This window comes from Pseudomonas sp. RV120224-01b, assembly GCF_003208145.1.
Lineage (GTDB): Bacteria > Pseudomonadota > Gammaproteobacteria > Pseudomonadales > Pseudomonadaceae > Aquipseudomonas > Aquipseudomonas monteilii.
Window position 1 is genome coordinate 343585 of the sequence record NZ_QKMQ01000002.1, and the last position, 25457, is coordinate 369041.

Consider the following 25457-nt stretch of genomic DNA (forward strand, 5'->3'; position numbering starts at 1 on the left):
GATGGCTGAACACGCGTACTTGAGGTCACCGACTCATGCTTATCGGCGCTTTTCTCATCCTGACCTGGCTGGTGCTGCTGCTGCGCTACCCCGTCAAGGCCCTGCCGATTTCCATGGCTGCGGTCTGCGGTCTGGGCCTGGTGGCACTGTGGGTAGCCTGGCAGGACAGCCGCGAGGCGTCGCAGCTGACACGCCTGGACCTGCGCCTGGCCTACGCCCCCGAGCAATGCCCCGCCGACCGCACCCTGCGGGTGACAATGAAGAACGGCAATGACGTCCCACTGACCGAGCTGCGTTGGCGCGTGGGTGCCTATGCCCCTGGCGATACCGTGAACCTTGCAGAGAACACCTACAACGCGCCGCGCTACCGAGGACCCAGTGAGTTGCAGCCGGGGGCCGAGTGGGCTGACTGCCTGCCACTGCCGCCTCTGCGTTCGGGGTATCGACCGCAGACGCTGGAGTTTCGGGCGGAGCATCTGCAAGGTACATTCGCTAACTGACCTGTTGTCTGGTCTGCCCTCATCGCCGGCAAGCCAGCTCCCACAAATGCCCCAGCCTGCATCAAACCCTGTGGGACCCGGCTTGCCGGCGATGAGGCCGGACCAGACAACACAACCCTCACTCCAAGCAAAGGCCCACTCCATGCCCACCGTCCTGATCACCGGTTGTTCCAGCGGCATCGGCCGCGCCCTGGCCGACGCCTTTCGCGATGCTGGCTTCGAAGTCTGGGCCACCACCCGCAAACCCGACGACGTCGATCAACTGGCCGCAGCCGGTTTCGCCGCACGGCAACTGGATGTGAATGACAGCGAGGCGCTGAAGCGTCTGGCCGATGAACTGGAAGACCGCTACGGCCGCCTGGACATGCTGATCAACAACGCCGGCTACGGCGCCATGGGCCCGCTGCTCGATGGCGGCGTCGACGCCCTGCGCCAACAGTTCGAAACCAACGTGTTCGCGGTGGTGGGCGTAACCCGCGCAGTGTTTCCGTTGCTACGCCGCTCACGAGGAACAGTGGTGAACATCGGCAGTGTTTCCGGCGTACTGGTAACACCGTTCGCCGGTGCCTACTGCGCCTCGAAAGCCGCTGTACATGCCTTGAGCGATGCCTTGCGCCTGGAGCTGGCGCCGTTCGGTGTGCAGGTGATGGAAGTGCAGCCGGGGGCGATTGCCTCGCAGTTCGCCAACAATGCCCAACGCCAGGCCGAGCAGGTGCTGGCGGCGGATTCGGCGTGGTGGCCGTTGCGCGAGCATGTGCAGGCGCGGGCGCGGGCTTCTCAGGACAGACCGACTTCGGCGGCGGTGTTCGCCCAAGGGGTGTTGGCGGCCGTTGGCAAGTCCCCCGTACCCGCAGTGGTGCGGTTGGGGAATGGCAGTACGGCGCTGCCGCTGATGGCCCGGTTGCTGCCACGGCGGTTGCTGGATTGGGCATTGCGCAAGCGGTTTGGGCTACTGCGCCCGCTTTGATTTTTCTGTTGCCAGTACCGGCCCTATCGCCGGCAAGCCAGCTCCCACAGGATCCCACCAGGCCCTAGGCCTGCGCTGTGCTTGTGGGAGCTGGCTTGCCGGCGATGGGCCGCACAGCGGCCCCGCTTTTTATGCTTTCTTCACCGGCTGCTCATCAAACGCCTGCCAGCCACCACCCAGGGCCTTGTACAGCCCCACCAGCGCCTGCGACACCGCCGCCGAGCTGTCGATCCACTGCTCCTCGCTGGTCAGCAATGCACCCTGCACCGTCAGCACATTGAGAAAGTCCACCGCCCCTTCCACATACTGGCGTTGGGCAGTTTCCAGGGCGATGCGGTTCTGCCTCACAGCCTCGGCCAGGTGGTCACGGCGCAACTGGCTGGCGTTGTACAGGCGAAGCACATCGTCAATCTCATGCCAGGCACCCAGCACCACCTTGCGGTAGTTCAGCGCCGCTTCCTGCTGCTGCGCCTCGCGCAGTTCCAAGGTGCCCTTGAGCCGGCCACCCTCGAAGATCGGCAACGACAACTGTGGCCCGAAGGCAAAGCGGCGCGAATCCCAGCCGCCGAAATCAGACAACTGCATGGCCTGGAAACCGACGCTGCCCGACAAGCGGATGCTCGGATAGAAATCAGCCTTGGCCACGCCAATGCTAGCCGTGGCGGCATGCAGGCGGGCTTCGGCCTGGCGAATGTCCGGGCGACGCTCGGCCAGTTCGGATGGCAGGCCGATGGCAAACTTCTGCTGTGGCGCGGGTAATTCGCCGCCTTGCAGCAACTCAGCCTGCAGGCTACGCGGTGGTTCTGCGGCAAGCAGGCTGAGGGCGTTGATCAGGTCATCACGCCGGGCTTCGAGGCTTGGCAGGCGGGCCTCGATCGACGCCACCTGGGCACTGGCCTGAGCCACGTCGAGCCGAGTGGCAACACCCTCGGCCTGACGGTCTTCGGACAATTTCAGGCTGTGTCGGGCAACCTTGAGGTTGTCCTGTGTCACATCAATCGTGTGCTGCACCGCACGCAGCTGAATGTAGTTGCCGGCGGTTTCCGACAGCAGGGCCAGCAGTACCCCGCGGCGGTCGTTCTCGGCCACTTCGACCGTGGCATCGGCAGCCTCGACCTGGCGCCGCACGCGGCCCCACAGGTCCAGTTCCCAACCGGCCACCAGGTCGCCTTGCCAAAGGTTGTACGCCTCTTTACCCGCTTTACCGGAAGGGTCGCTCAAGCCTTCGGCGCTGTTACGAGCGCGGCTGTAACCGGCGTTGGCGTCTACTGATGGCACCTCATCGGCGGCCACGGTGCTGCGCAAGGCGCGGCTTTGCAGCAGGCGGGCGCTGGCCATCTGCAGGTCGAGGTTGCGTTCGGCAACGCGCTGGATCAGTGCGCTGAGCTGTCCGTCATGAAAGGTTTCCCACCAGCGCAGCTCCAGCGGTTCGGCTTGCGGCTGGCTGGGTGCTGCCTGGCCTTGAAGCGGCGCCCACTGTTGCGGTGCCTGGCTGTCGGGGCGCAGGAAGTCCGGGCCCATCGTGCAACCGGCCATCAACACGGCCAGCAGCAAGGGGCTCAAGCGTAATGCAGGTTTCATCGTGCACTTACCTCTTTGCCATCCAGCTTGTCGCCACGGGTATCGATGGTCGCCTCCACCGACATGCCCACCCGCAAGCGGGAGAGCAACGGCTGCCCGTCATCGAACACGATCTTCACCGGGATGCGCTGCACAACCTTGGTGAAGTTGCCGGTGGCGTTGTCTGGCTTGACCGCAGCGAAGGTCACGCCGGTAGCCGGGGCGATACTCTCTACGTGGCCTTGCAGCTTTTCACCGGAGAAGGTGTCAACGCTGATACTCACCGGCTGTCCCGGCTGCACATGGGTCAGCTGGGTTTCCTGGAAGTTGCCGACCACATAGGCCTGCTGCAACGGCACTACCGATAACAGGCGTGCGCCGGGATTGACGTAAGCGCCCACGCGCAGGGCGCGCTCGCCGACCATGCCATCCACCGGCGCCGTGATGCGGGTGTAGGACAGGTCGAGCTGAGCCTTTTCCACACCGGCTTCGGCACGCTTGAGCTGGCCATCGGCACTGGCCACCTGGGCGGTGAGGATGTCCACTTGCTTACGCGCCGCCACCAGCGCCGCCTGGGCATTGGCCAGGCGAGCGCGGGCCTGGTCGACGCCGCTGCGTGCCTGCTGGGCATTCTGAACGGTACCAGCGCCCTGCTCGGCCAGGCGGCTGTAGCGGTTGACTTCATGGTCGGCGAACGCTGTTTCGGCCTGGGCCGCTTTCACCGCCGCCTCGGCCTGGGCAATCAATGCTGCCTGGCGCTCGAGCGTGGCGCGGGCATCGGCACTTTGCGCCTGAGCCACCAGCAACTGGGCCTGAGCGGCATCCAGGGCGGCCTGGTAGTCACGGGCGTCGATGGTCGCCAGCAACTGGCCTGCCGTGACCTGCTGGTTATCTTCTACCAGCACGTCCTTGATGAAGCCTGCAACCTTGGGCGCAACTACGGTGTAGTCGGCAATGACGTAGGCATCGTTGGTGCTCTGGCGGTGGTCGCTGCCGAACATCCAGGGGCCGACAATGCCAGCCAGAACGGCCACGGCCAGTACCGAGCCAATGAACAGGGTTTTGCGGTTGTTAGTCATTTCAGCGGTTCTCGAATTCGTCCAGGGTTCAGGCCACCGCACGCGGCGGGTAGACCCGGGTAGGCACGAAAGGAATCAGGCAGATCAGGGCCACGGCGATGCCAGCCATGACCAGGTAGAGGTCGGCGGAGGTCAGCACCAGCGCCTGGTCGTGAATACGCCGGGCCAGGCCCGCAGCGCTGTCGTCGACCAGCGGGGCGTTGCCCAGGCTGTCCACCAGGTGGTTGGAATGGAAGTGCCGGCGCAGGGTGCCAAGTGCATCCAGCAAGCCACCCGCGATGACTGCAGACAGGCCTTTGACGGTGTTGAACCAACTGGAGGCGAACGGGCCTTCCTGTGGGGTCATCCCGTTGGTGGACAGCATCAGCAGTGGCAGCACCGCCATGGGCTGGCCGAACACCTGCAACAGGTAGAACGGGTAGAAGTCGCCACGGATCCACTCGCTGGTCAGCAGGCTGCTGCCGACACATGACACCGCCAGCATCGCCAGGCCGATGCCCAGCACCCAGCGGCAGTCCACTGCGCGGATGTTGCACAGGGCTGCCGTCAGCGGCAGGGCGATCAGTTGCGGCATCGCCACCAGCATCATCAGCGGGCTGGTCTGTGCCGGGCGGTAGCCCTGGATCTGCGCAAGGTACGCCGACGGGATACTGCCCACGCCCGACAGCACGATCAGCACGCCGGCCAAGGTCACCAAGGCAAAACTCAGGTTGCGCCGCTGCAGCATGCGCAACTGGAAAAACGGCAGCGGCTCGGACCACTCGTTGAACATGAACAGCACCAACAGCAGCAGGCCACCACCCAGCAGCCAGCAGATCAGCGGCGAATCGAACCAGCCCCAACGGTCACCCAGCGACAGGCCCAGCACGATGCAGCTGATGGCGGGCAGGCCGAGTAGCACACCGCGCCAGTCAAACTGCTTGAAACGCTCCAGGCGCAGCGGGTCTTGCGGCAGGCCCCAACCCACGCAGACGATGGCCAGCGCCGACGGCAGGATGATCTGCCAGAACGCCCATTGCCAACCGACGTACTCGGTCCATAGCCCCGCCAGCGGCGTGCCAAGGTTGGGGCCGAAAGTGGCAGTCAGTGCATAGCAGGCCAGGCCATAGACCTTGATGCCCGGCGGCAGAAAGCGCAGGGCCACGCTCATCAGCATCGGCGGCAAGGCACCCGAGGCAAAGCCCTGGAGTACACGCAGCAGCATCAGGCTGTGCAGGTTGGGGGCGAACGGTTGCAGCAGGCCAAGCACGGCGAACAGGCCAATGGCGCTCATGGTGAAGCGCCGCAGTGAGAAGGTGGTGGCCAGCCACGGCGCAAAAGCCATGGCCGAGACCGAGGCGGCGCTGTACACCGCCAGCAGCCAGGCACCTTCATCGGCACCGATGCCCATGGCACCGCGGATATCGGCCAGGGAAATCTTGGTGACTGACTCGTTCAGGCCCGCGCACAGCACGGCCAGCAATACACCAAACAGCCCCACCACCACCTGCACGCCGAACGCCGTCTGCGCAGGTGCAGCCGGCGCGGGGGCGGCGGCCAGCGCCGCAGAGGGTGCGGTCAGGGAACTCATGAAATTACATCTCCAGCAACAATTTCGAGGCTGGAGCAAGTTTAAGAAGGTCGAATGCTGACGAAAACTGACTTGTTGGCAGCTTTATATTGCATCAGACGCAATCGTCAGCAGCATCACGGATCAATACTGCCGCATGCTTTCAACGTCTGGCGTAGCCAACGATGCGCGGGATCGTTGTCGAACCGCGGGTGCCATGCCTGCTTCACATTGACCTTTTCCAACGGCACCGGGATCTCGAACGAGCGCAGTGGCAACTTCAGGCGCTGCACACTGTTGAGGATATTGGCCGGTATCGGCAGGATCAGGTCTGAATCGGGCAACGAAAACATGGCCGAGTGGAAGCTGGTGGTGATCAGCGCTACCCGCCGCTCCACCTTGTGGTTGGCCAGCGCCACATCGATCGGCCCATTGGCGCGGCCACGCCGGGATACGCTGATCTGCGGGTAGGCGGCGAAGCGCTCAGGGGTGATAGGGGCGTCGAAGATTGGATGCCCTACGCGCGCCAAGCCCACGAAATAGGTGTTGAACAAGCTCTGCACCTTGATTTCCGGGCCCAGTTCGACGGCCGAGCTGATGATCAGGTCGATGTGCCCATTGCGCAGCACCGCATCATCGTCGCCACTGCCCTCCGGGACGAACCGCAACACCGTACGCGGTGCCTGGGCCAGCATCATGCGCAGCAGTTGGGCGCCGTACAGGGCGATGAACAAATCGTTGGTGCGGATATTGAAGGCACGGTCCAGGTTCACCAAGTCGACATCGTCTCGGCTGCGGAACACCTGCCCGGCCTGCTCTACCAGCCCATGCACCTGCTCGCGCAGGGCCAGCGCCCGTGGCGTCGGTACCAAGCCACGACCGGCACGCACAAGAATCGGGTCGCCCATGGCCTCGCGAATGCGCCCCAAGGTCCGGCTCATCGCCGCCGGGCTCAGGTTCATGCGCTGTGCTGCGCCGACCACGCTGCCCTCGTCGAGCAGGGCGTCGAGGGCGACGAGCAGGTTCATGTCCGGGAGTTGCATGGCCGTTTTCCGTGGCAGCTGTGGGAATGGCGATGGTAGCAGGTTGGTGGATTGCACCAGACGCAATGCGCTCGTGCGTGGTGGGGCATTTATCCGATGGCCGTGTTCGGCCTTAAATGCAGCATTGGCAGGCCCGGCCTCTTCGCGGGCACGCCCGCTCCCACAGGTCCATCACAATGCCGAGGCTGGTGCGGTACCTGTGGGAGCGGGCGCGCCCGCGAAGAGGCCGGGCCTGTAGACACATCAGCCAAGGATCCAACATGCCCTCCCCAGTCCTGATCGCCATCGACGCCTCCCCCGCTTCCAGCGCCCTGCTCACCCTCGCCCGCCGCTACTGCCGCCCCAACGACCACGAACTGCACGTGCTGCTGGCCATCGATTCAACCTTCGCCGTCCATGACCAACCCGCGCCCTACACCGCCGAAGAACTGGAGGAATACCCCGCCGCCTGCGAGGAACAGCAGCATGCCGACCACGCCGTGGCCGAGGCCGTGCGCGCGTTGCAGCAAGCCGGCTTCGCCAGCCAGGGCTGCATGGTCGCGGGGCAACCGGTCGAGGTGATCGTGGCCAAGGCGCAAGAGTTGAAATGCGAGCTGATCATCATGGGCCACCGCCACCTGTCGCGGCTGGGGCGGATGCTGGACCCGTCGATCAGTGCGAAGGTGATTGACCGAGTGAAGATACCGGTTTTGGTAGGGGCAGCGGATTAGATATCACAGAGTGGGTCAACCCGCTTGTTGATTAGCCAAATAGGATTGGCGTGTAACCTTCATATCAATGCCAAGTTGCTCCATATGCATCTTTACAGGCCACAACCTGTCGTATGGCGTCTTATAGTGGCCACTGTAATTGGTCATTATTAGACGATCGTCCTTCATCGTAAACTCCCCCGCTGCAACGACGGTGGCACTGGTACGATGGTCACGGGCCGCAACTTTGGCAAAACTGGCATGAGTCGAGTAAACATGGCCATGCTCAAAGCTACCGACTATGATCTCTCCTTTGTCAGTAACCAGCCACTTATGTGTCATCGGTGACGTCTGGCTGAAAACACCACGCATAGACGCTGAATCATTTACAACCGTCAGCCTTGCCTGCTTGCGCTGGATATTCTTATCAGTTACGGGCACCTCAAATTCGATACGATCTTTATTCGTATTGACCAGCGGCGTCATAGATTGCACTTTCTTCGGCCCACCGGTCAGCCCCTGCCACAAGCGTCGCAGCCAAGAGCGCCCTGAAGGGTCCACCCGATTGACAGGGTCGCACGAACAATAGGCATAGGCGTTCAAACCACCACGGCTAAACGGGCTCATACTGTCAGCGCACTGAAATCGCATCAGTCTCGGATTGTATGCCCTATGGCCATTCCCGAGCAGATAGTTACCTGTGAACATGTCAACGAAGGCGCCATTAAACGCCAGCAGGGTTGCCGAGGTCCGTTGGACCTGGGAATGTCCATAAGCCTCATAGGCTGATCTACCCAACGTTCGAAAAGACGCTATGTGCATGGTCGGCTCCGCAGGAAGCTCATCTTCAATGACCTAGACACTATCGCCCTCCAGCCCCTCTCTTGATAACTAGCAAAAATATCAGGTAGGGGCACGCAGAGGCTGGCAGGGTGACGGACATGGCGCAATGAGTGCCGCTTGACCACCCATCAGCGTAGTAATGCATTCGCATTGACCTGACAATGCAATCGCATTACCATAGAAAAGTATCGGTGCGACCTATCGGAGTTTGCTCATGGCTACCACCCTCGACGTCGAGTCCACGCTGACCGATCGCTATCAAACCACCGTTCCCGAAACGGTGCGGCGCGCCTTGGGGTTGAAAAAACGTGACAAGATCCATTACTCGATTCGCCCTGACGGTGAGGTGATACTCACCCGTGCAGAAGCAACCGAGAGCGATCCGGTACTGGGCAAATTCCTGGATTTCCTGGCACACGATATCGCCACCAACCCTCAACGGCTGCAGGTTGTCGATGCTGACCTCATCGCGCGTCTCGACAAGCTTGTCGGCGACGCAGAGGTCGACCTGGATCAACCTCTGTCGGCGGATGATGAATGAGTGATGCGAGCAGGAAGCCTCTGGTTATTCATGGATGGACTGTATTTGCCCACCCGCTGTTCCTGGCCAAACTGGATGCACTGAGCACTCAAGTTCATGCTCAGATGCAGAAAGACCCAACGGGTTACACGAAAAGGAATGCCTATAAGCGGCTGGCGGCGATCAAGCGTTTGGCTTTTGATGTGATCCCTCAGGACCCGACCAAATCTGAATACCGCCAAGGCGCCACGCTGGGCGAGGGTCACAAGCACTGGTTTCGGGCAAAGTTCTTTCAGCAGTACCGGTTGTTCTTTCGCTACCACACCCCCAGCAGGATCATCGTGCTGGCCTGGATCAATGACGAATCAAGCAAGCGGGCTTATGAAAGTCATGACGATGCTTACAAGGTCTTCCAGAAAATGCTCGACAACGGCCACCCTCCCGATGATTGGGATCAGTTGCTGAGGGAAGCCGCACAGCAACCGTGAACAACACTTACCCCTCGCTCGGCTTCACCACCACCGTACAGGTCGTCCCCGCCGCCAGCAAAAACCCTTCCGGCACTTCATCAATGTGAATCCGCACCGGCACCCGCTGCGCCAGCCGCACCCAGTTGAACGTCGGGTTTACATCGGCAATCAGTTCACGGCTTTGCGGGTTGTCGCGGTCGTAGATGCCGCGGGCGATGCTCTCCACATGGCCCTTGATGCGCTCGCCGCTCATCATCTGCAGCTCGGCCTGGTCGCCCACTTTCACGTGTGGCAACTTGGTCTCTTCGAAGAACCCGTACACCCAGAACGAGTTCTCGTCGACCACCGCCATCACCGCTTCACCGGTACGCGCATAGTCGCCCTTGTGAATATTCAGGTTGGTCACATAACCGTCCACCGTGGCCACGATGTGGGTGCGCTTGAGGTTCAGTTCGGCGGCAGCCAGTTCAGCCAGCGCCTGCTGGTAATCGGCCTGGGCGGAGTTGGCGATGTTGCTGGCGTCGTCGCGGTTTTCCTTGGAGATCACCAGGTTGTCCATGTCGGCACGGCGCTTGGCGTTGACCTTGCGCATTTCCCAGGTCGCCTTGCGCGAGGCGACCAGTGCCTTGGCCTGGTCGACGGCCAGTTGGTAATGCTCGGGGTCGATCTGGATCAGCAGGTCGCCCTTCTTCACCCGCTGGTTGTCCTTGACCGGGACGTCCACCACGTAGCCGGGCACGTCGGCGGCAACGTTGATGATGTCGGCACGCACGCGGCCGTCGCGGGTCCAGGGCGTGGTCATGTAGTGCAGCCACAACTGGCGACCGATGGCCACGGCAGCGACCAGCACCAGCAGGGTGGCGATCAGGCTGAAGAACTTTTTCATCGAAGGATTCTCACCAGTAGACAGTAAGCGCCATGGCGCCGAACAGGCAGACGAACAGGCTCAGACGCAGTAGCGCCGGGTGCCAGAAGAAGCGGTAGCCATCATGGCTGGCGATGAACCGGTCCAGGCCCCAGGCCAGGCCCAGGGCGAACAGGAACATCAAGGTCATGGTGGGCATGTACACGCCATGGAAGGCGATTTCACGGGGCATGGTGCAGTCCTTTCGCCGGTGCCAGTGGCGATTGTGGGTCAAGCAGGGAAGAACGGATGAAATGCAGGTAGCTTTGCGCACGGCGCAGCACCGAGGTATCGAAGTGCCGGGCGAATGGCTCGTCGGTGGCTTGCACGCGGGCGATGGCGTGGTCCACCGCCACCAGTGCGCGTTCGTGGTTGCTGGCGCTGGGCTGCAAGAACAGCCTTGCCAGCGCGCGGCCCATCACGCGGATGGCCTGGCGCCACGGTTGTGACTCGGCGTAGGCCGGGTGTACCGGCGCACGGGCCTGCTCTTTGCGCAGCTCGATGACGGCGTGACCGATTTCCAGCACGGTGAACATCCACCCCATCAGCTGGCTTTGCACCTGCGGCTTGCCGGCCGCCAGACCGTAGGCCTGGTGCAACAGGTCGCGGGTGCGGCTTTCGAAGGCCGACCCCAGGCCGCGCAGGCGGCCGCTGATGGCGAACAGCACTTGCTCACGCAGTTCCTGCTCCAGCCGGCTCCACAGCCAGCGGCTGTTGGGCGGCAGGATGATCGCGCCAGCAGCAGCGCAGACGAACATGCCGATGACCATGCCGATGTAGTCGTTGATGAACGTGTAAGGGTCATACACCGTCAGGTTGTTCGGCACCGAACCGATGGCGAAGAACACCAGCAGGCCCAGGCCATAACCGGCGTAAGCCGGGCGCGAGGCAAGGAACGCGCCGAGCACGAACACCGGCGCCAGCACCATGCACAGCAGCGGAAAACCGTCGATCCAGGGGAACACGAAGAAGGTTTCGAAGAAGCCGACAAAAGCGCCGATAGCCGTGCCGCAAGCCATCTGGAACGACATGCGTTTGGGGTTCGGCGAAGCCGCCGAAAGCCCCACGGTAACGGTAGCGATCAAGGTCATCATGGCGCCGCTGGGCCAGTCGCTGAGCAGCCAGTAACTGCCCAGCAGCAACAGCACCGCCGAGGCACGCACACCGGCGGCCAGCGACACCAGCCAGCTGGTCTGCGCCACATAGGGCTCGTCCCACTGTTCACGCTCGTGCCTGTGCGCCGCCAACGAAGCGTGGGTTTCGGCATAACTGAACATTTCGTCGACAAAGCGGTACAGCAGCTCGAACGCCGTATGGAAGTCGAGCAGGTCAGCCTCGCTGGGTTCGGTCGCCAGGTACTCGGCTCGCAGCCCGCGTACCTGGGCTTGCAGGCCTTCCTTGTAGGCGGCCAGCTCCAGGGTCAGGCGCAGTGCATCGGCATCGGTCAACGCCCGGCCCACGTAGGGCTGTAACAGCTCCACCAAGGTGTTCAGGCCCGGTTCGATGGCACTGACGATCTGCAGGGGGCCACGGGCACGCAGGCGTTCGAGCAAACGGTGCAGGGCATTGAAACGTGTGGTGATGGCCATGAACTCGCTGTTCATGCGCACCAGCCGGCCACTGCGGCGGCGCATGTGCGGGTCTTCGAAGGCGGTGACGTTGCGCAGGCTCTCAAGGCCGACCGCCTCGGCAACGAAGCGCACGTTGCTGCTCTCGAAACGGTCTTTCTGGCTGTCACCGCGCAGGGCTTCCACCACCACCCCGGCGAATACGCCAAAGCGCTGATACAGGGCGTTGCGCATGGCGGCACTGGCCGACTGCGGCAGGATCGCGGCACTGACGAAGGTCGATACCAGAATGCCCAAGGCAATTTCCAGCACCCGCCATACCGCTGCCATGAACGCCTGATCGGGGTGCTGCAGCACCGGCAGGCCGATCATCGCTGCCGTGTAGCCGGCCAGCACGAAGCCATAGGCGCGGAAGGTGCGGTAGCGCATGGCGCCGGCCGAGCACAGGCCCACCCACAAGGCCAGGCTTGGCAGGAACAGCTCGGTGTTCTGCGGGAAGATAGCGATCAGCGCCACCATCATCGCCGAGCCGGCCAGGGTGCCGAGCACCCGGTAGAAGCTCTTGGCGAACACATGCCCGCTTTGCGGCTGCATGACGATGAACACCGTGATCATGGCCGTGCGCGGTTGCGGCAGCTCCAGGCGCATGGCCAGCCACAGGGTGATGAACGCGGCAGCCAGCACCTTGAAGATGTACACCCAGGTCACACCGTCGGTGCGCGCCCAGGCAAAGAAGCCCCGGCGCCATTCCAGGCTTTGCAGCCAGCGCACGGGCAAACTGGAAGTGCTCATTCGGCGTTATCCGGCTTCTTGTCGAAAATGGCCAGGGTGGCCGGGGTGGCCGGCGCGGCCTGGCGTTCCTCTTTCGGCACATCCAGCCCGGCCTGCAGGCCACCGCCCAACGCGGTGACCAGCTCGGCATGGGCGATCAGGCGGGCGGCCTGCACCTGCTGTTGCACCTGCTGCTGGCGGAACAGCAAAGTCTGCGCATTGAGCACGTTCAGGTAATCGGTAAGGCCGCGCTGGAAGGCGACCATGGCGATGTCGTAGGTTTTCTGCGCAGCAGCAACGGATTCGGCGGCGAAATGCGACTGTTCTTTCATCGACTCGCGGCGAATCAGCTGGTCGGAGATGTTCTTCAGCGCGCCAACCACGGTCTGGTTGTAGCGCGCCACGGCTACGTCATACCCCGCCGAGGCCACGCCCAGCTCCGAGCGCAGGCGGCCACCGTCGAAGATCGGCAGGCTGATGGCCGGGCCGACGTTGTAGTTGAACTTGCGCCCGGTGAGGAACTCCAGCGGGCCGCCGCCGGTGGCCATGAAGCCCAGGCTGCCGACCAGGTCGACGTTGGGGAAGAAGCCGGCATGAGCAACGTCGATGCCACGCGCCTGCGCGGCCACCTGCCAGCGGCTGGCAACCACGTCAGGGCGCTGGCCGACCAGTTGGGCAGGCAGGTTGGAGGGCAGTTTCAGCGGTGCAGCCAGGGCCAGGGTCGGGCGCTGCAACTGTGCGCCCTCCCCTGGCCCCTTGCCGGCCAGCGCGGCCAGCTGGTTGCGGGTCAGGGCGATTTCTTCGTTGAGGCTGTCGAGCTGGCGGTGGGTTTCCGGCAGCGGCGCTTCGGCCTGGCTGACTTCGAAATGGGTGCCGATACCGGCATCCAGGCGGCGCTTGGCCAGGGCCAGGATCTGTTCCTGCTGTTCCAGCTCGGCCTTGACGATATCGCGCTGGGCAAAGTGCAGGCTCAGCTGGATATAGGCACGCACCACGTTGTTCTGCAGTTCCAGCTGCGCCTGGCGGGCTTCGGCCACGCTCATGTGCGCCTGGTCCACCGCCTGCTCGCTGGCATTGCGTTCGCGGCCCCACAGGTCGAGGGCGTAGCTGAAGCCGAAGGCGGCGTTATTGTCCCAGGTGTTCGCGCCAGACAGCGCGCCAGGGCCGTAGAACTGGTCTTCAGGCCAGTTGTGGCGCTTGAGCGTGGCCTGGCCATTGACCTGCAGTTTTTCTGCCGACTCGACCACACCCGCCATGGCCTTGGCTTCGCGCACCCGCGCGGCGGCCATGGCCAGGCTTGGGCTGCCGGCTACGGCCAGGGCAACCCAACGGTCCAGCTGGGGGTCGCCATAGACGTGCCACCACTGCTGGTCGGGCCAATGGGCGTCGGTCGCGGCTTCGCGTATGGCCGCGTCGGTGGTCAAGGTATTGGCTTGCAGCGTCTTGCTTTGCGGGGCGATGCCCCAGGTTCCGATACAGCCACTCAAGGTGAGGGCAAGGGCACAGGCACTGAACGCATTGAGCGTTCTGATGATGCGACGCGGCACAGCTGCGATTTCCCGAGGAAGAGGTGAAGGGGCCGGGCAATTCTAGGGGGCGGCAGCACTGGCGATAAGCGCAGATTCCTGCGAATCTTTGTTACCAAAACAGCGATAATCCGCCTTTGGTCGAAGGCAACTTTTCAGCTTTTTATCGTTACTTCGTGACACAATTTTGTCCTCTACATCGAGAGTGACCCATGGACACCCTGCAAAACATGCGTGCTTTCAGTTGCGTAGCCCAGCTTGGCAGCTTTACTGCTGCCGCCGCGCAACTGGATACGACCACCGCGAACGTGTCGCGGGCGGTCTCCAACCTGGAAGCCCATCTGCAAACAAGGCTGCTCAACCGTACTACCCGCCGCATTGCGCTGACCGAAGCCGGCAAGCGCTACCTGATGCGTTGCGAACAGATTCTTACCTATGTGGAAGAAGCCGAGGCCGAGGCCAGCGACGCCCATGCGCGCCCCGCAGGGCAGCTGAAGGTGCACTCGATGACCGGGGTGGGCCAGCACTTCGTGGTCGATGCCATCGCCCGCTACCGCGAATCGCACCCGGACGTGACCTTCGACCTGACCATGGCCAACCGCGTGCCCGACCTGCTGGACGAAGGCTATGACGTGTCCATCGTGCTGGCCACCGAACTGCCCGACTCGGGGTTCGTGTCCCAACGCCTGGGCATCACCTACAGCATCGTCTGCGCTTCGCCCGGCTACATCGCCCGCCACGGCAGCGCGCAAAAGCCGGCCGACCTGCTCAAGCACGCCTGCCTGCGCATGGTCAGCCCGGTGATCCCGCTGGAAAAGTGGCTGTTCGACGGGCCGGAAGGCCAGGAGATGGTCAACATCACCAGCTCGCCGTTCATGGTGAACACCGCCGACGCCATGAAGACTGCTATCCGCAGCGGCATGGGCGTGGGCGTGCTGCCCATTTACTCGGCCATCGACGGCCTGCGTGATGGCAGCCTGGTACGGGTGCTGCCCGAGTACCGCCTGCAGGAGCTGAACCTGTACGCCATCTACCCGTCGCGGCAGTACCTGGATGCCAAGATCAAGACCTGGGTCGAGTACTTGCGCAATTCCCTGCCGGAGATTCTCGCCGCCCATGAGGCGGACCTGAAAACCCATCAGGTGCTGATCGCCAACTAAAAAGCTGCTGCAAGGCGGTGGTGGACAATGGTAGGTTGCTAACCAATATCCACCACCGCCTTGCAGAGAAGTTGCCCGATGAAAAAGACCGTCCTGGCCTTCAGCCGTATCACCCCGGCCATGGCCGAGCGCCTGCAGCAAGACTTCAACGTGATTTTGCCGAACCCCAAGCTCGGCGACATAAACGCCCAGTTCAACGAAGCCCTGCCCGAGGCCCATGGCCTGATCGGCGTTGGCCGCAAGCTCGGCCGTGCCCAGCTTGAAGGCGCAGGCAAGCTGGAGGTGGTGTCCAGCGTGTCGGTCGGTTACGACAACTACGACCTGGATTACTTCAACGAACGCGGCATCGCCCTGACCAATACCCCGGATGTGCTGACCGAAAGCACCGCCGACCTGGGCTTCTCGCTGATCATGGGCTGCGCCCGCCGCACCGCCGAACTGGATGCCTGGACCAAGGCCGGCAACTGGCAAGCCACCGTGGGCCCGGCGCACTTTGGCAGCGATGTACATGGCAAGACGCTGGGTATCGTCGGCATGGGCAACATCGGCGCAGCCGTTGCCCGCCGTGGTCGCTTTGGCTTCAACATGTCGGTCATCTACGCGGGCAACAGCCGTAAAACCGCGCTGGAGCAAGAGCTGGGGGCGCAGTTCCGCAGCCTGGAGCAGTTGCTGGCAGAAGCGGACTTCGTCGTGATCGTGGTGCCGTTGTCCGAGGCCACCCGCAAGTTGATCGGTGCGCGAGAGCTGAAGCTGATGAAGCCGAGCGCCTTCCTGATCAACATCGCGCGCGGGCCGGTGGTGGACGAAGCCGCTTTGATCGAAGCGCTTCAGAACGGCACCATTCGTGGCGCCGGGCTGGATGTGTACGAGAAGGAGCCACTGAGCGATTCGCCATTGTTCAAGCTGCCGAACGCCCTGACCCTGCCGCACATTGGTTCAGCCACTGCAGAAACCCGTGAGGCCATGGCCAACCGGGCGATGGACAACCTGCGCGCGGCACTGCTGGGTGAGCGGCCGCGGGATCTGGTGAATCCGCAGGTGTGGAAGGGCTGATAGTCATATTTTGCCTGCACCGGCCTCTTCGCGGGCTCGCCCGCTCCCACAGGTAAGTCACAGCCCTCGGAACCTGTGCAATACCTGTGGGAGCGGGCGAGCCCGCGAAAGGGCCGGTGCAGGCAGCACATTACCTATTTGGCCACCACCATCCCCTCAGCCACCTTGGCCTTGGGCTTGCGAAACACCAGCACATTCCCCGCCATCACCGCCACCAGCCCCAACAAGGCCGGTGCCGTCCACTGGTACCCCTCGGCTACAGCCGACACATTCAGCGCCACCAACGGGAACAGCACCGTGCAGTAAGCCGCCCGCTCCGGCCCCATGCGCCCGACCAGGGTCAGGTAGGCCGTGAAGCCGATCACCGAGCCCGGTATCACCAGGTACATCAACGACCCGATATAGCGGGTGTTCCATTCCATGTCGAAAGGAATACCGCTGGCCAGGCAATACACTGCCAGCATCATCGCCCCGTAGACCATGCCCCAGGCATTGGTGGTCATGGGCTTGAGCCCGGCCTTCTGCTGCATGCTCGACAGCATGTTGCCCGCCGAGAAGCACAGCGTGCCGAGCAAGGCCAAACCAAGGCCGTACAAGGTTTCACGGCTGGCCGCGTGGTGCGACAGCTCTGGCCAGAACAGCAGCCCCAGGCCGAGCAGCCCAAGCGCACCGCCGCCCAATACATTGGCGGCAATTTTCTGGCCGAAGAAAATCCGTGCGTTAAGTGCATTCCACAGTGTTGCAGTAGAGAACACCACGGCGATCAAGCCACTGGCAATCCACTGGCTGGCAGTGAGGAAGCACATGAAATTGACGCAGAACAGGCACAGGCCCTGAGCCAGGCAGATCTGGTGACCGCGGCGGTTCATGGGTTGCAGGCGGCGGGTGAGCAGCAGGATGGCGAACAGGATCAGCCCGGCCAGGGCAAAGCGGTAAACGATCGAGACCGGGATGGCGACCACGCCCAGCTGGAGTTTCAGGGCGATCCAGGTGGTACCCCAGATCAAAACGGTGAGCAGGTAGAGTGACAGGTTCATGGGTGGGGCTCCTCAAGCGATCGACCATGTATCCCCGGGGCCGCTTTGCGGCCCATCGCCGGCAAGCCAGCTCCCACAGGTACTGCACAGCCTTCAAGGCCACTGCTGTACCTGTGGGAGCTGGCTTGCCGGCGATCGAGGGCGCAGCCCTCGCCAGTGCTCCCAGTGTTTGCCCTCCGCGGCGTAGACCGCTTGCACAAACTTGCGCTTTTGTCCCGCAGGTAGCTGTAAGCCAGCCCAAGTGGCAGTACGATGACAGGCAAGAGGACTCGCCCATGACCCCGCTCACCCAGTTGCAAGTGTTCAACGCCATGCACGCCTCGCCCCACGCCCGGCTGGAGCTGAGCGCGCACCTGGGCGATGGGCTGGCGGCGGCGTTGTGGAGCAACCGTGACGATGCCCGCGACTACCAGGCGCCCAGCCACCACACGTTGTCGTGCTACATCGCCGATGGCACCGGCACCTTCCGCCGCCAGCGCCCAGGCGACAAAGGTGCGCCGGACAAACTGTGCGTGATGCCCGCCGGCCATGAGTCGAACTGGGTGGTCAACGGCTCGATTCGCCTGGCGCACCTGTACATCAGCGAAACCCAGTTCGCCCTCGGCTGCGTGCGCCTGCTAGACCGCGAGCCCCGTGAACTGCAATTGCAGGAAGCCACCTTCCTTGACGACCCGCAGCAAGCCATGCGCTTCCGCCAATTGATCAACCTGAGCTGGGACGAGCCCGGCGAGCGCTTGCTGGCCAGCAGCCTGGCCCATGAAATCGTCGACCATGCGGTGCTCAGCCAGGTGGGCCTACGCCAAGGTCTGCGCTTGAAGGGCGGAATCGCGCCCAGTCTGCGCCGGCAACTGATCGACTACATCGAGGCGAACCTGGACCAGCCCATCACTCTTGGCGAGTTGGCCCTTCGCTGCAACCTCTCGGAATACCACTTCGCCCGGATGTTCCGCACAAGCTTTGGCGTACCACCCCATCAATACCTGCTGGCCCGGCGACTTCACCACGCTTGCCGGTTGCTGCGCGTGGCTCAGTTACCGCTGGGGCATGTCGCCTTGCTGTGTGGTTTTGCCAGTGCCAGCCATTTCAGCAACAGGTTCCGGCAGGCGCTGGGGGCGACGCCAGGGGAATATCGGGCGGCCTTCGAGCACTAACACCATCTGCTCATTGAAAGGCAACGTCAGCTCGTCACTCAAGGCACGGACCTGATAATTATGCTAGTTGCCGCCATATCGCTGCGGCCCTACTCTTTGCGCGTAGCCCCGAACTAAACAATTCTAAATTCTTCAAGGGTAGCACCATGGACAACCGAAAAAAACGTAATAAGAGGTCACCTATATTCACACTTGAATGGAGCAAGCCAGGCGAAACAACCCGAACAGAGACAGGCACTGCTGAAGTTAAACGAGACGAACAGGCAACTCGGATAATTGGCACTATTATACCAGCCTTGCATTTCTTAGTTTTAAATGTTCCGCTGGACCTTGGAGAGACAGGTAAATATCCGATAATCACAGTGGACGAATTACAGGCAGGCAAGTCCGGCGTGGCAATCGGAAGCGTTCTGGAGGCGTTATGGTTGACTGATTACCATGGTTTCGTCTCATTGACCAAACAAGGCAAATTCATTGTCGAATTCAATGCCGAGAGCGTTGGATCAAATTACAAAATTCACAAAGGATATTTCGAGCTCGACCTGGAATCATGACTCAACACCCCAACGATAAAGCAGCGCGGTGTAGGCAACAACAGCACAACCCTGCCGTTCTCGGTAATGATACTCGAGAAAGCATCATCACCGAGAACGGTAATTCCAATCTACTCACCCAGCTTAGAATTCGAAAGTACTGGAGACGCTGACCTGACGCGCATCGCCAACAGCAACAAAATACTGATTCACCGCCGAACTGTAATACACCTTGTCGAACAGGTTCTTCACGTTCAACTGCAGGCGCACCTTGTGCTCATCCAGCTTGGTCTCGTAGCTAGCGAACGCATCAGCCACGGTGTACGACGGCAGGTCGAAGGTGTTGGTCGAGTTGCCCGCGCGCTCACCCACATAACGCGCACCTGCGCCCATCCGCAGCTTGTCGCCGCCGAACAGGCTGCCGAAGTCGTAAACGGCCGACAACGAACCGCTGTGCTTGGCCACGTTCTGCAGGCGGTTACCCTGCAGGGCGGGGTCTTCGGTCACTTTGGCATCCGTGTAGGCATAGCTGCCAATCAGGCTCCAGCGCTCGCTGAGCTGCCCCGTCAGGTCGAGTTCAACGCCACGCGAACTGACCTCGCCGGCGTTGCTGTACACCGTCTCTTTACTGATGGCGTCAAAGTTCGAAACCAGCACATTGCGCTTAGTGATATCGAACACCGCCAGGGTGCCCGTGATACGGCCCGGCATGTCGAGCTTGGCCCCCAACTCCCACGACTTGCCTTCTTCCGGTGCCACCGACGAGTCGAGCACAACATTGCCGGTCAACGGCGCGATGGTGGAGTTGGGCTTGAACGACTCGCTGTAGCTGCCATAGAACGACAGTTGGTCGTCAACCTTGTAGACGATTCCGGCATGCGGTACCCAAGCCTGGCCACTGATGTCGGTGTTGACATGGAACGGGCGGCCGCGCCCGGCGTACTGGTCGAACTGCTGGAAGCGGGCCCCCGCCACAAGGATCCAGTGCTCATCCAGGTGCAGCGCATCCTGCACGAACAGTGCGTCAGTGCGCAGCTTGTCGGTCTGGTCACTCTCTTTGGCACCTACGCTGGTGCCTTCCACTTCCTGGCCGTACACCGGGTTGACATAGCTGAACGTGGATTGTGCAGTCTGGCGGATCAGGTCACCGCGAAAAATCTTGCGGTCTTCATGGTCGACGCCGAACAGCAGGTCGTGCTGCATACCGGCCATTTCCACGTTGCCCGCCAGGCTCAAGGTGGCGAACTGGTCACGGCTCATGGCGTTGTGGGTGCCATCGATGCTTCGCGACAGTGTGCCGGTCTCTTCATTCACACCCGTCACGCGTACCTGGCTGGCATCGTAGGTCTCGCGGTTGAAGCTGTAGCCAAAGTGCAGCTTCCAGTCATCGGCCAGTTGGTGGTCGACTTCCAGGCGGTACAGGTCAGACCGCCCTTCCATGTCGTTGAACGGCTCGTCCAAGCGCCGCGTGGCGGGGATGTTCAGCGGGTGGCCGTTGTTGCCGAACGCGGTGCCGCGGTCGAAGGGCGAGAGAAATTCGCGGTGCTCGTAGGCCAGCACCACCTGGGTGTCTTCGCCTAGCCAGGCCAGCGACGGCGCCACCAACGATTCGCGGTGCACGCCGTAGTTGCGCCAGTAGTCTTCGTCTTCGTGGTCGACGATCAGGCGGTAGGCGAAGTTGCTGTCGCCCAGCGCGCCGGTGCTGTCGAACCCGCCGCCACTGCCGTTCTTGCCGCTGCCGTAGGTGGAACCACGCACGGTCAGGGCGTTGTATTGCTCAAGTTGCGGGCGCTTGCTGACCACGTTGATCACCCCGCCCGGGTCCTGGATGCCGTACAGCAGCGAGGCCGGGCCCTTGAGCACTTCGACCCGCTCGGTGCTGGCGTTGAGGCTGCGGCCCTGCACGATAGGCATGCCATCGCGCATGATCGAACCGTCGCGGTTGTCGCCAAAACCGCGCTTCATCACCGTGTCAGAGGTGCCGCCGAAGTTGTTGCCCTGGGTGATGCCACTGACGTTGTAAAGGGCATCGTCGAGGTTGCGCGGGGCCTGGTCGCGGATGACCTGGGCCGGTACCACGTTGATGGCCTGGGGAATGTCCTGGTTCGGGCCCTGCCCGCGCATGATCGAGGCGGTGGCCGGCGGTTGATAGCTGTACACGTCCATTTGCGCGGTCACGGTGGTGGCCTGCAGGTTGAGGGCGCCGGAGGTATCTGCGGTTTCGAGGGTCAGCGTGCGTGCATCGACGCGGCGCCAGGCCAGCCCGGCGTTGCCCAGCAGCTGTTGCAGGGCCTGTTCGGCGCTGAATCGGCCGTTCAGTGCCGGCGCCTGCACGCCCGGCAGTTCCAGGGTGTAGACCACGCTCTGGCCGGTGGTGCGGCTGAAGGCGTTGAGCGCCTGGGCCAAGGGCTGGGCCGGCTGGGCGAAGGCATAGGTCTGCTGTTGCTCGGCGGCACTGGCCAGGGGAGCGACAGCAACGGCCGGGAGCATGGCAAGGCCGAACCAGAGAGGGACGCAACGCGGGGTGAACTTCATGGACGCTGACCTGTGAGAGGGTGATGACTGCGAATGAATCGCACTTCCACTCATTACACGGATGCCACGTCCTGTTACCTCACCCGCTTTCTGAAAAATATTTTGCCTGTGCCGGCCTCTTCGCGGGCACAGGCGACTACCGAATCAGGGTCAAACGCCCCAGCACGGTCTGCCGCGAAAAGCCCATCACCTTGCCCAGCGAATCCAGTGCCAACAGCGGCTCGGTCACCGGGAAGCTGCCGCTTACCTTGCGCTGCCCCAGTTCACCATCCAGCAACAGAATGCGCCCCGGGTAATAGCGCCCAAGGTCTTCCACCACCTGCGCCAGTGGCACCTGGTAGTAATTCAACCAGCCCTGGCGCCAGGCCAGGCGGTTTTCACTGTCCACAACCTGGGTGTCGTCGATCCTGCCTGCGCTGTAGCTCACCTGCTGGTTGGCAGTCAGTTCACGCGCCAACGTGCCCTGCACAGGGCTAACCCCCACACGCCCACTGCGCACCGTCACCTGGGCGCCCTCACCCTGCTCGCGCACTTCGAACTGGGTGCCGAGCACTCGAACTTCGCCACCGGCAGCTTCGACCAGGAACGGCTCGCCGGTATGCGTCACCTGGAAAAACGCCGCGCCATGAAGCAACCGCACACGGCGCTCCCCCTTGGCGAAATCGACAGCAATGGCGCTACCGGCATCCAGCGTGACCTGCGACTGGTCAGCCAAGGTTACCTGGCGAATCTGCCCGGCACTGCTGTAGTCAGCCTGCAGGTCCTGCAACCAGTACCCCGGGTGCCAACCACCAGCAACACCCACGGCCAGCACCAGACAGGCCGCCATCGCCATCGCCGCCACATGCCGCCACGGACCACGGGCCGGCGGCCTGGCCATGGCATCGAGGTAACGTTGCAGGGCTTGCTGCTCTTCGTCGGCCAACCGCTGCGCCGGGCCGGCGCTTTTCTGCCACAACAGCTGAGCCTGTTCATAGGCGGCGCGGTGAACAGGGTCGGCCAGCAACCAGCGCTTGAACGCCGCCCCCTCGGCTTGCGCGGGCTGCTCGTTGATGCGGCTGAGCCACTGCAGGGCGGCCTGGGATTGCGCCTCGGTAATGGGGGGCATGCTGCTCATCGACGGGCGCTCCCTGGCCGGCGTGGAATGGGCGCGGGCTCGGCAACACTGGCCTTGCACGCTTCAAGGGCGCGCATCATATGCTTTTCCACGGCACTCTGGGACAGTTGCATGGCCTTGGCGATTTCGCCGTACTTGCAGCCGTGAATGCGGTTGAGCAAAAAGATTTGCCGGGTGCGCTCGGGCAACGCGCGCAAGGCGGCTTCGATGCGTTGCAGGTCGTGGTCCACTTCCAGAGCCTGCTCTGGCGCCTGGGCCGTGGCCACTTCGTCCACCGGCAACGCGGCTTCGGCCACGCGTTCGCGGCTGCCTTCACTGCGCAGGTGGTCGATGGCGAGATTACCAGCGCATCGCAGCAAGTAGGTGTCCAGCGCCTCGACCTTCACTTCGGGGCGCCGCCAGAAGCGCAAAAATAGCTCCTGAACCAGGTCCGATGCCGTGGCGCGGCAGCCGACGCGCCGGCTGACCAGCGCCTCCATGCGTGCACGCTGGGCCTGGAACACCTGGACGAAACGTGCACGCCCGCCGGCACTGTCGGCGTCGGGCTCGATGATGTCCCCCTGCTCGCTCACGGCTTCACACGGCAAACACGGCCAGCAACGGGCCGAGCACCACGCTGGCGGCGGCCAGGCCCAGCAGCAGCCGCGGCTGGTAAGGCAGGCCGAACACCCACAGGGTTACCCCGGCCATCATCACCGCCGTCCACTCCACCAGCCCATGGGCCCAACCACGCAGGTGCACGCTGAGGACCAGCGACAGCATCAGCAGCAACCAACCGGCGATACGCAACAGCCGCAATTGCCCAGGGCGCGGCTTGCGCCCGAGCAGGTCGCTGAAGTGTTTTTCCATGGCCAGGCACAGGGCGACAAAGCCTGCGAATGCGATCAGTGCGTTACCCAGCATCAGCTCGCCTCCGCTGTTTCAGTGCCCGGCTTTTTTGCTGCGCGTGGGCGCTTGGTAACCGGCTTGGGGCTGCGCAGCATCTTGCCGGCCAGCCAGGCCAGGAACAGGCCGGTGGCCAGGGCAGTCAGGTCGAAGCCGGCCATGGCCCAGTCACCCTCCAGCAGCGAATGGTTCAGCCCGCGGTGGGTACTCAGGCCGTTGAGCAGCGGCAGCAAGGCAAAGGCCAGCGCCCCCAACGCCAGTTGCTCGCCCCAGGCCCTGCGCCCGCTGCGTAGTACCGCATGCACCAGCGACAGGCCCCAGGCGATGAAGAAGGCATTGACCTCCCAGTCGCCCCGGCCTTCGACGCCTATCGGGACTAGGCGGTTGGCCCAGAAGAAACCTGCCACCGCCAGCAGCAAGCCGCTCATGCTGGCGATATTGAGTACCTCGACCAGGCGCAACTCACCCGGTATGCGCTCGCTCTTGGCGTGCTTGAGCTGGCGCTTGCCCAACCACATCACCAGCCCGGTGCCGATCACCGCAGTACCGGCCACACCAAAGAAGAAGTACAGCCAGCGCAACCAAGGCCCCGCGAAGTTGCCCATGTGCAGCCCGGCGAAACTGAAGGCGGTCATCATAGCCCCGCTCTCTGGCTTGCCCTGGCTCAGCAATTCGCCACTGGCGCCATCGAAGGTCCAGTTGGCGCTGCGCCTATACGCCACATGGTCGGCAGACGATTGCGTGAAGGTGACACGGGCATTGCTGTCGCCCGGGTTCTGCACCTGGATGTTGCCAATACGCGCGCCGGGTTGCAGTGCCTGCACCTGGGCATACAGGCTGGGCAACGGCACCAGCGGTGCAGCCACATGGGCCGCCTTGGGCGCATCGTCGCGGCCGAACAGGTCGTTGAAGTACTTGTCGGTGTCATTGCCATAGCTGGCCATGATGCCGGCCGGCATCACCATGTACATGAACAGCACCAGGCTGCTGTAGCTGATCATCAGGTGGAATGGCAGCACCAGCACACCGATCGCGTTGTGCCCGTCCAGCCAGGAGCGCTGGCCCTTGCCGGGGCGGAAGGTGAAGAACTCCTTGAAGATCTTCTTGTGGGTGATGATGCCGGTAACCAGCCCCAACAGCATGATGAACGCGCAGAAGGTCGACAGCCATCGGCCGAACGGGTAAGGCATCTGTAGCTGGAAGTGGAAGCGGTAGAAGAACTCGCCACCGCGGCTGTCGCGCGCCTCAACCGGCTGACCGGTCTGGGTATCGAGGGTTTTACTCACGAACCCGCGTGGCCCGCCATTGGGGTCGCGGTAGCCCACGCTCAAGGCGGCCTCGCGCGCGTTGGGCATGCGAATGAACCAGGTGCCCGAATGCCCGGCATTGTCCTGCAGGTAACGTTGGGCCACACCCAGGCTGTTGAGCGGATCCAGGGCATGGCTGCGCACTTCGGGCTGCGCCCAGTGGGTGATTTCTTCCTTGAAATACGACAGCGTGCCGGTGAGGAAGATGGCGAACAGCAGCCAGCCGAAGATCAGGCCGGTCCAGGTGTGCAACCAGGCCATCGCCTGGCGGAAGCCTTCTTTCATGGGTTTTTCATCCAGTAGGCGACGCCGCTGATCAGGCCCAACAACAGGCTTGGCGCCAGTACACCCAGCCAGGCACGCCAGGCGTTGCGGCAGGCGAAGCACCAGATGAACGCCAGCAGGTAGAAGACGAACGACAGCAACAGGCCGGTGAGCGTGGCATCGACCTTGGGCAACGGCGCCACCAAGGCAATACAGACGCTGGCCATCGACGCCAGCAAATAGCCGCCCAGCAGCGCGGCCAGGCTGCGTGAGGCAACGCCCAGCCGGTAACTGAGCGGGAGGCCGGCGGTTTTGCGCGTCATGGCGAAGGTCCGGGCGTTTTCGGGGTTGCAATACTAATGATTTCAATTCTCATAAGCAAAGCCTGCTGACAGGTGACGATTGCCGAAACAGACGGCCACCCCT

At 62.8% G+C, this 25457-nt stretch carries 25 protein-coding genes and 1 pseudogene; 9 read left to right on the plus strand and 17 right to left on the minus strand.

The genetic code is table 11. The features are described from left to right. Positions 1–35 precede the first annotated feature (35 nt). Both N436_RS04845 and N436_RS04850 read left to right on the plus strand, forming a co-directional pair. The gene (locus tag N436_RS04845; protein ID WP_110740514.1) at positions 36–500 is read left to right on the plus strand and encodes a multidrug transporter; all 465 of its coding nucleotides are present in this window, start codon (positions 36–38) and stop codon (positions 498–500) included. Positions 501–642: 142 nt separating this feature from the next. Beyond that, positions 643–1467, plus strand: a complete 825-nt coding sequence (locus N436_RS04850) for an SDR family oxidoreductase (protein WP_110740515.1) — start codon at positions 643–645, stop codon at positions 1465–1467. A gap of 129 nt (positions 1468–1596) precedes the next feature. Here the strand turns inward: N436_RS04850 and N436_RS04855 are convergent, their stop codons facing one another. The 4 genes from N436_RS04855 to N436_RS04870 form a co-directional block, all read right to left on the minus strand. Beyond that, positions 1597–3048 (minus strand): efflux transporter outer membrane subunit, encoded by a 1452-nt coding sequence (locus tag N436_RS04855; RefSeq protein ID WP_110740516.1) that lies wholly within the window; start codon positions 3046–3048, stop codon positions 1597–1599. After that, a complete protein-coding gene (locus N436_RS04860; RefSeq protein WP_019098854.1) occupies positions 3045–4106 on the minus strand; it encodes an HlyD family secretion protein in 1062 nt (353 codons plus the stop codon). The genes N436_RS04855 and N436_RS04860 overlap by 4 nt, the downstream gene beginning before the upstream one ends. A 28-nt stretch (positions 4107–4134) precedes the next feature. Then, positions 4135–5676 (minus strand): MFS transporter, encoded by a 1542-nt coding sequence (locus N436_RS04865; RefSeq protein ID WP_110740517.1) that lies wholly within the window; start codon positions 5674–5676, stop codon positions 4135–4137. A 116-nt stretch (positions 5677–5792) separates the two neighbouring features. Further along, positions 5793–6698 (minus strand): LysR family transcriptional regulator, encoded by a 906-nt coding sequence (locus tag N436_RS04870; protein ID WP_019098852.1) that lies wholly within the window; start codon positions 6696–6698, stop codon positions 5793–5795. Between the two features lie 260 nt (positions 6699–6958). Between N436_RS04870 and N436_RS04880 the strand changes: the two genes are divergently transcribed. Next, positions 6959–7408, plus strand: coding sequence for a universal stress protein (locus N436_RS04880; RefSeq protein WP_110740518.1), 450 nt, complete (start codon positions 6959–6961; stop codon positions 7406–7408). A gap of 15 nt (positions 7409–7423) precedes the next feature. On the opposite strand, the gene N436_RS28670 is transcribed toward N436_RS04880, so the two are convergent. Beyond that, positions 7424–7873, minus strand: a complete 450-nt coding sequence (locus tag N436_RS28670) for a hypothetical protein (protein ID WP_256589886.1) — start codon at positions 7871–7873, stop codon at positions 7424–7426. A gap of 120 nt (positions 7874–7993) precedes the next feature. Then, positions 7994–8209 (minus strand): annotated as a pseudogene (locus tag N436_RS28675) (RHS repeat-associated core domain-containing protein); the annotation flags it as partial. Between the two features lie 235 nt (positions 8210–8444). Here N436_RS28675 and N436_RS04890 point away from each other — a divergent pair. Further along, positions 8445–8771 (plus strand): type II toxin-antitoxin system PrlF family antitoxin, encoded by a 327-nt coding sequence (locus N436_RS04890; RefSeq protein WP_019098850.1) that lies wholly within the window; start codon positions 8445–8447, stop codon positions 8769–8771. Then, a complete protein-coding gene (locus N436_RS04895) occupies positions 8768–9238 on the plus strand; it encodes a type II toxin-antitoxin system YhaV family toxin (RefSeq protein ID WP_110740520.1) in 471 nt (156 codons plus the stop codon). The genes N436_RS04890 and N436_RS04895 overlap by 4 nt, the downstream gene beginning before the upstream one ends. Before the next feature lie 7 nt (positions 9239–9245). Here N436_RS04895 and N436_RS04900 read toward each other — a convergent pair whose 3' ends face one another. The 4 genes from N436_RS04900 to N436_RS04915 are packed head-to-tail and all read right to left on the minus strand — an operon-like array spanning position 9246 to position 14010. Then, on the minus strand, positions 9246–10106 hold the full coding sequence (locus tag N436_RS04900) for an HlyD family secretion protein (protein ID WP_016713502.1): 861 nt from the start codon (positions 10104–10106) through the stop codon (positions 9246–9248). Between the two features lie 10 nt (positions 10107–10116). Next, positions 10117–10317: a DUF1656 domain-containing protein gene (locus N436_RS04905; protein ID WP_009685040.1), complete on the minus strand. Its 201-nt coding sequence runs from the start codon at positions 10315–10317 to the stop codon at positions 10117–10119. After that, positions 10307–12484: an FUSC family protein gene (locus N436_RS04910; protein WP_016713501.1), complete on the minus strand. Its 2178-nt coding sequence runs from the start codon at positions 12482–12484 to the stop codon at positions 10307–10309. Before N436_RS04910 ends, N436_RS04905 begins: the two co-directional genes overlap by 11 nt. Further along, complete coding sequence (locus N436_RS04915; protein WP_110740521.1) at positions 12481–14010, minus strand: efflux transporter outer membrane subunit; 1530 nt, start codon at positions 14008–14010, stop codon at positions 12481–12483. Before N436_RS04915 ends, N436_RS04910 begins: the two co-directional genes overlap by 4 nt. A gap of 191 nt (positions 14011–14201) precedes the next feature. Here N436_RS04915 and N436_RS04920 point away from each other — a divergent pair, with 191 nt between their 5' ends. Beyond that, positions 14202–15149, plus strand: coding sequence for a LysR family transcriptional regulator (locus N436_RS04920; protein ID WP_016713499.1), 948 nt, complete (start codon positions 14202–14204; stop codon positions 15147–15149). 78 nt (positions 15150–15227) lie between these two features. Next, entirely contained in the window at positions 15228–16202 is a 975-nt protein-coding gene (locus N436_RS04925) for a D-glycerate dehydrogenase (RefSeq protein WP_110740522.1), read from the plus strand. A gap of 134 nt (positions 16203–16336) precedes the next feature. Here the strand turns inward: N436_RS04925 and N436_RS04935 are convergent, their stop codons facing one another. Continuing rightward, positions 16337–17239 carry a DMT family transporter gene (locus tag N436_RS04935; RefSeq protein ID WP_110740523.1) on the minus strand — a complete coding sequence of 301 codons (903 nt, stop codon included), beginning with the start codon at positions 17237–17239 and terminating at the stop codon, positions 16337–16339. 275 nt (positions 17240–17514) lie between these two features. On the opposite strand from N436_RS04935, the gene N436_RS04945 reads away from it, so the two are divergent. Continuing rightward, positions 17515–18390, plus strand: a complete 876-nt coding sequence (locus tag N436_RS04945) for a helix-turn-helix domain-containing protein (RefSeq protein WP_110740525.1) — start codon at positions 17515–17517, stop codon at positions 18388–18390. 146 nt (positions 18391–18536) lie between these two features. Beyond that, positions 18537–18944 carry a hypothetical protein gene (locus N436_RS28365; protein WP_146232411.1) on the plus strand — a complete coding sequence of 136 codons (408 nt, stop codon included), beginning with the start codon at positions 18537–18539 and terminating at the stop codon, positions 18942–18944. Positions 18945–19067: 123 nt separating this feature from the next. On the opposite strand, the gene N436_RS04950 is transcribed toward N436_RS28365, so the two are convergent. The 6 genes from N436_RS04950 to N436_RS04975 all read right to left on the minus strand — a co-directional run bounded on the left by N436_RS04950 (position 19068) and on the right by N436_RS04975 (position 25354). Further along, positions 19068–21458: a TonB-dependent siderophore receptor gene (locus N436_RS04950; RefSeq protein WP_110740526.1), complete on the minus strand. Its 2391-nt coding sequence runs from the start codon at positions 21456–21458 to the stop codon at positions 19068–19070. A gap of 136 nt (positions 21459–21594) precedes the next feature. Next, positions 21595–22575: a FecR family protein gene (locus tag N436_RS04955; protein ID WP_110740527.1), complete on the minus strand. Its 981-nt coding sequence runs from the start codon at positions 22573–22575 to the stop codon at positions 21595–21597. Then, the gene (locus N436_RS04960) at positions 22572–23147 is read right to left on the minus strand and encodes an RNA polymerase sigma factor (RefSeq protein WP_060499754.1); all 576 of its coding nucleotides are present in this window, start codon (positions 23145–23147) and stop codon (positions 22572–22574) included. Before N436_RS04960 ends, N436_RS04955 begins: the two co-directional genes overlap by 4 nt. 4 nt (positions 23148–23151) lie before the next feature. Beyond that, positions 23152–23478, minus strand: coding sequence for a DUF3325 domain-containing protein (locus tag N436_RS04965; protein WP_110740528.1), 327 nt, complete (start codon positions 23476–23478; stop codon positions 23152–23154). After that, positions 23478–25052: a PepSY domain-containing protein gene (locus tag N436_RS04970; protein ID WP_110740529.1), complete on the minus strand. Its 1575-nt coding sequence runs from the start codon at positions 25050–25052 to the stop codon at positions 23478–23480. Before N436_RS04970 ends, N436_RS04965 begins: the two co-directional genes overlap by 1 nt. Beyond that, positions 25049–25354 (minus strand): DUF3649 domain-containing protein, encoded by a 306-nt coding sequence (locus N436_RS04975; RefSeq protein ID WP_019098838.1) that lies wholly within the window; start codon positions 25352–25354, stop codon positions 25049–25051. Before N436_RS04975 ends, N436_RS04970 begins: the two co-directional genes overlap by 4 nt. Positions 25355–25457: the final 103 nt, after the last annotated feature.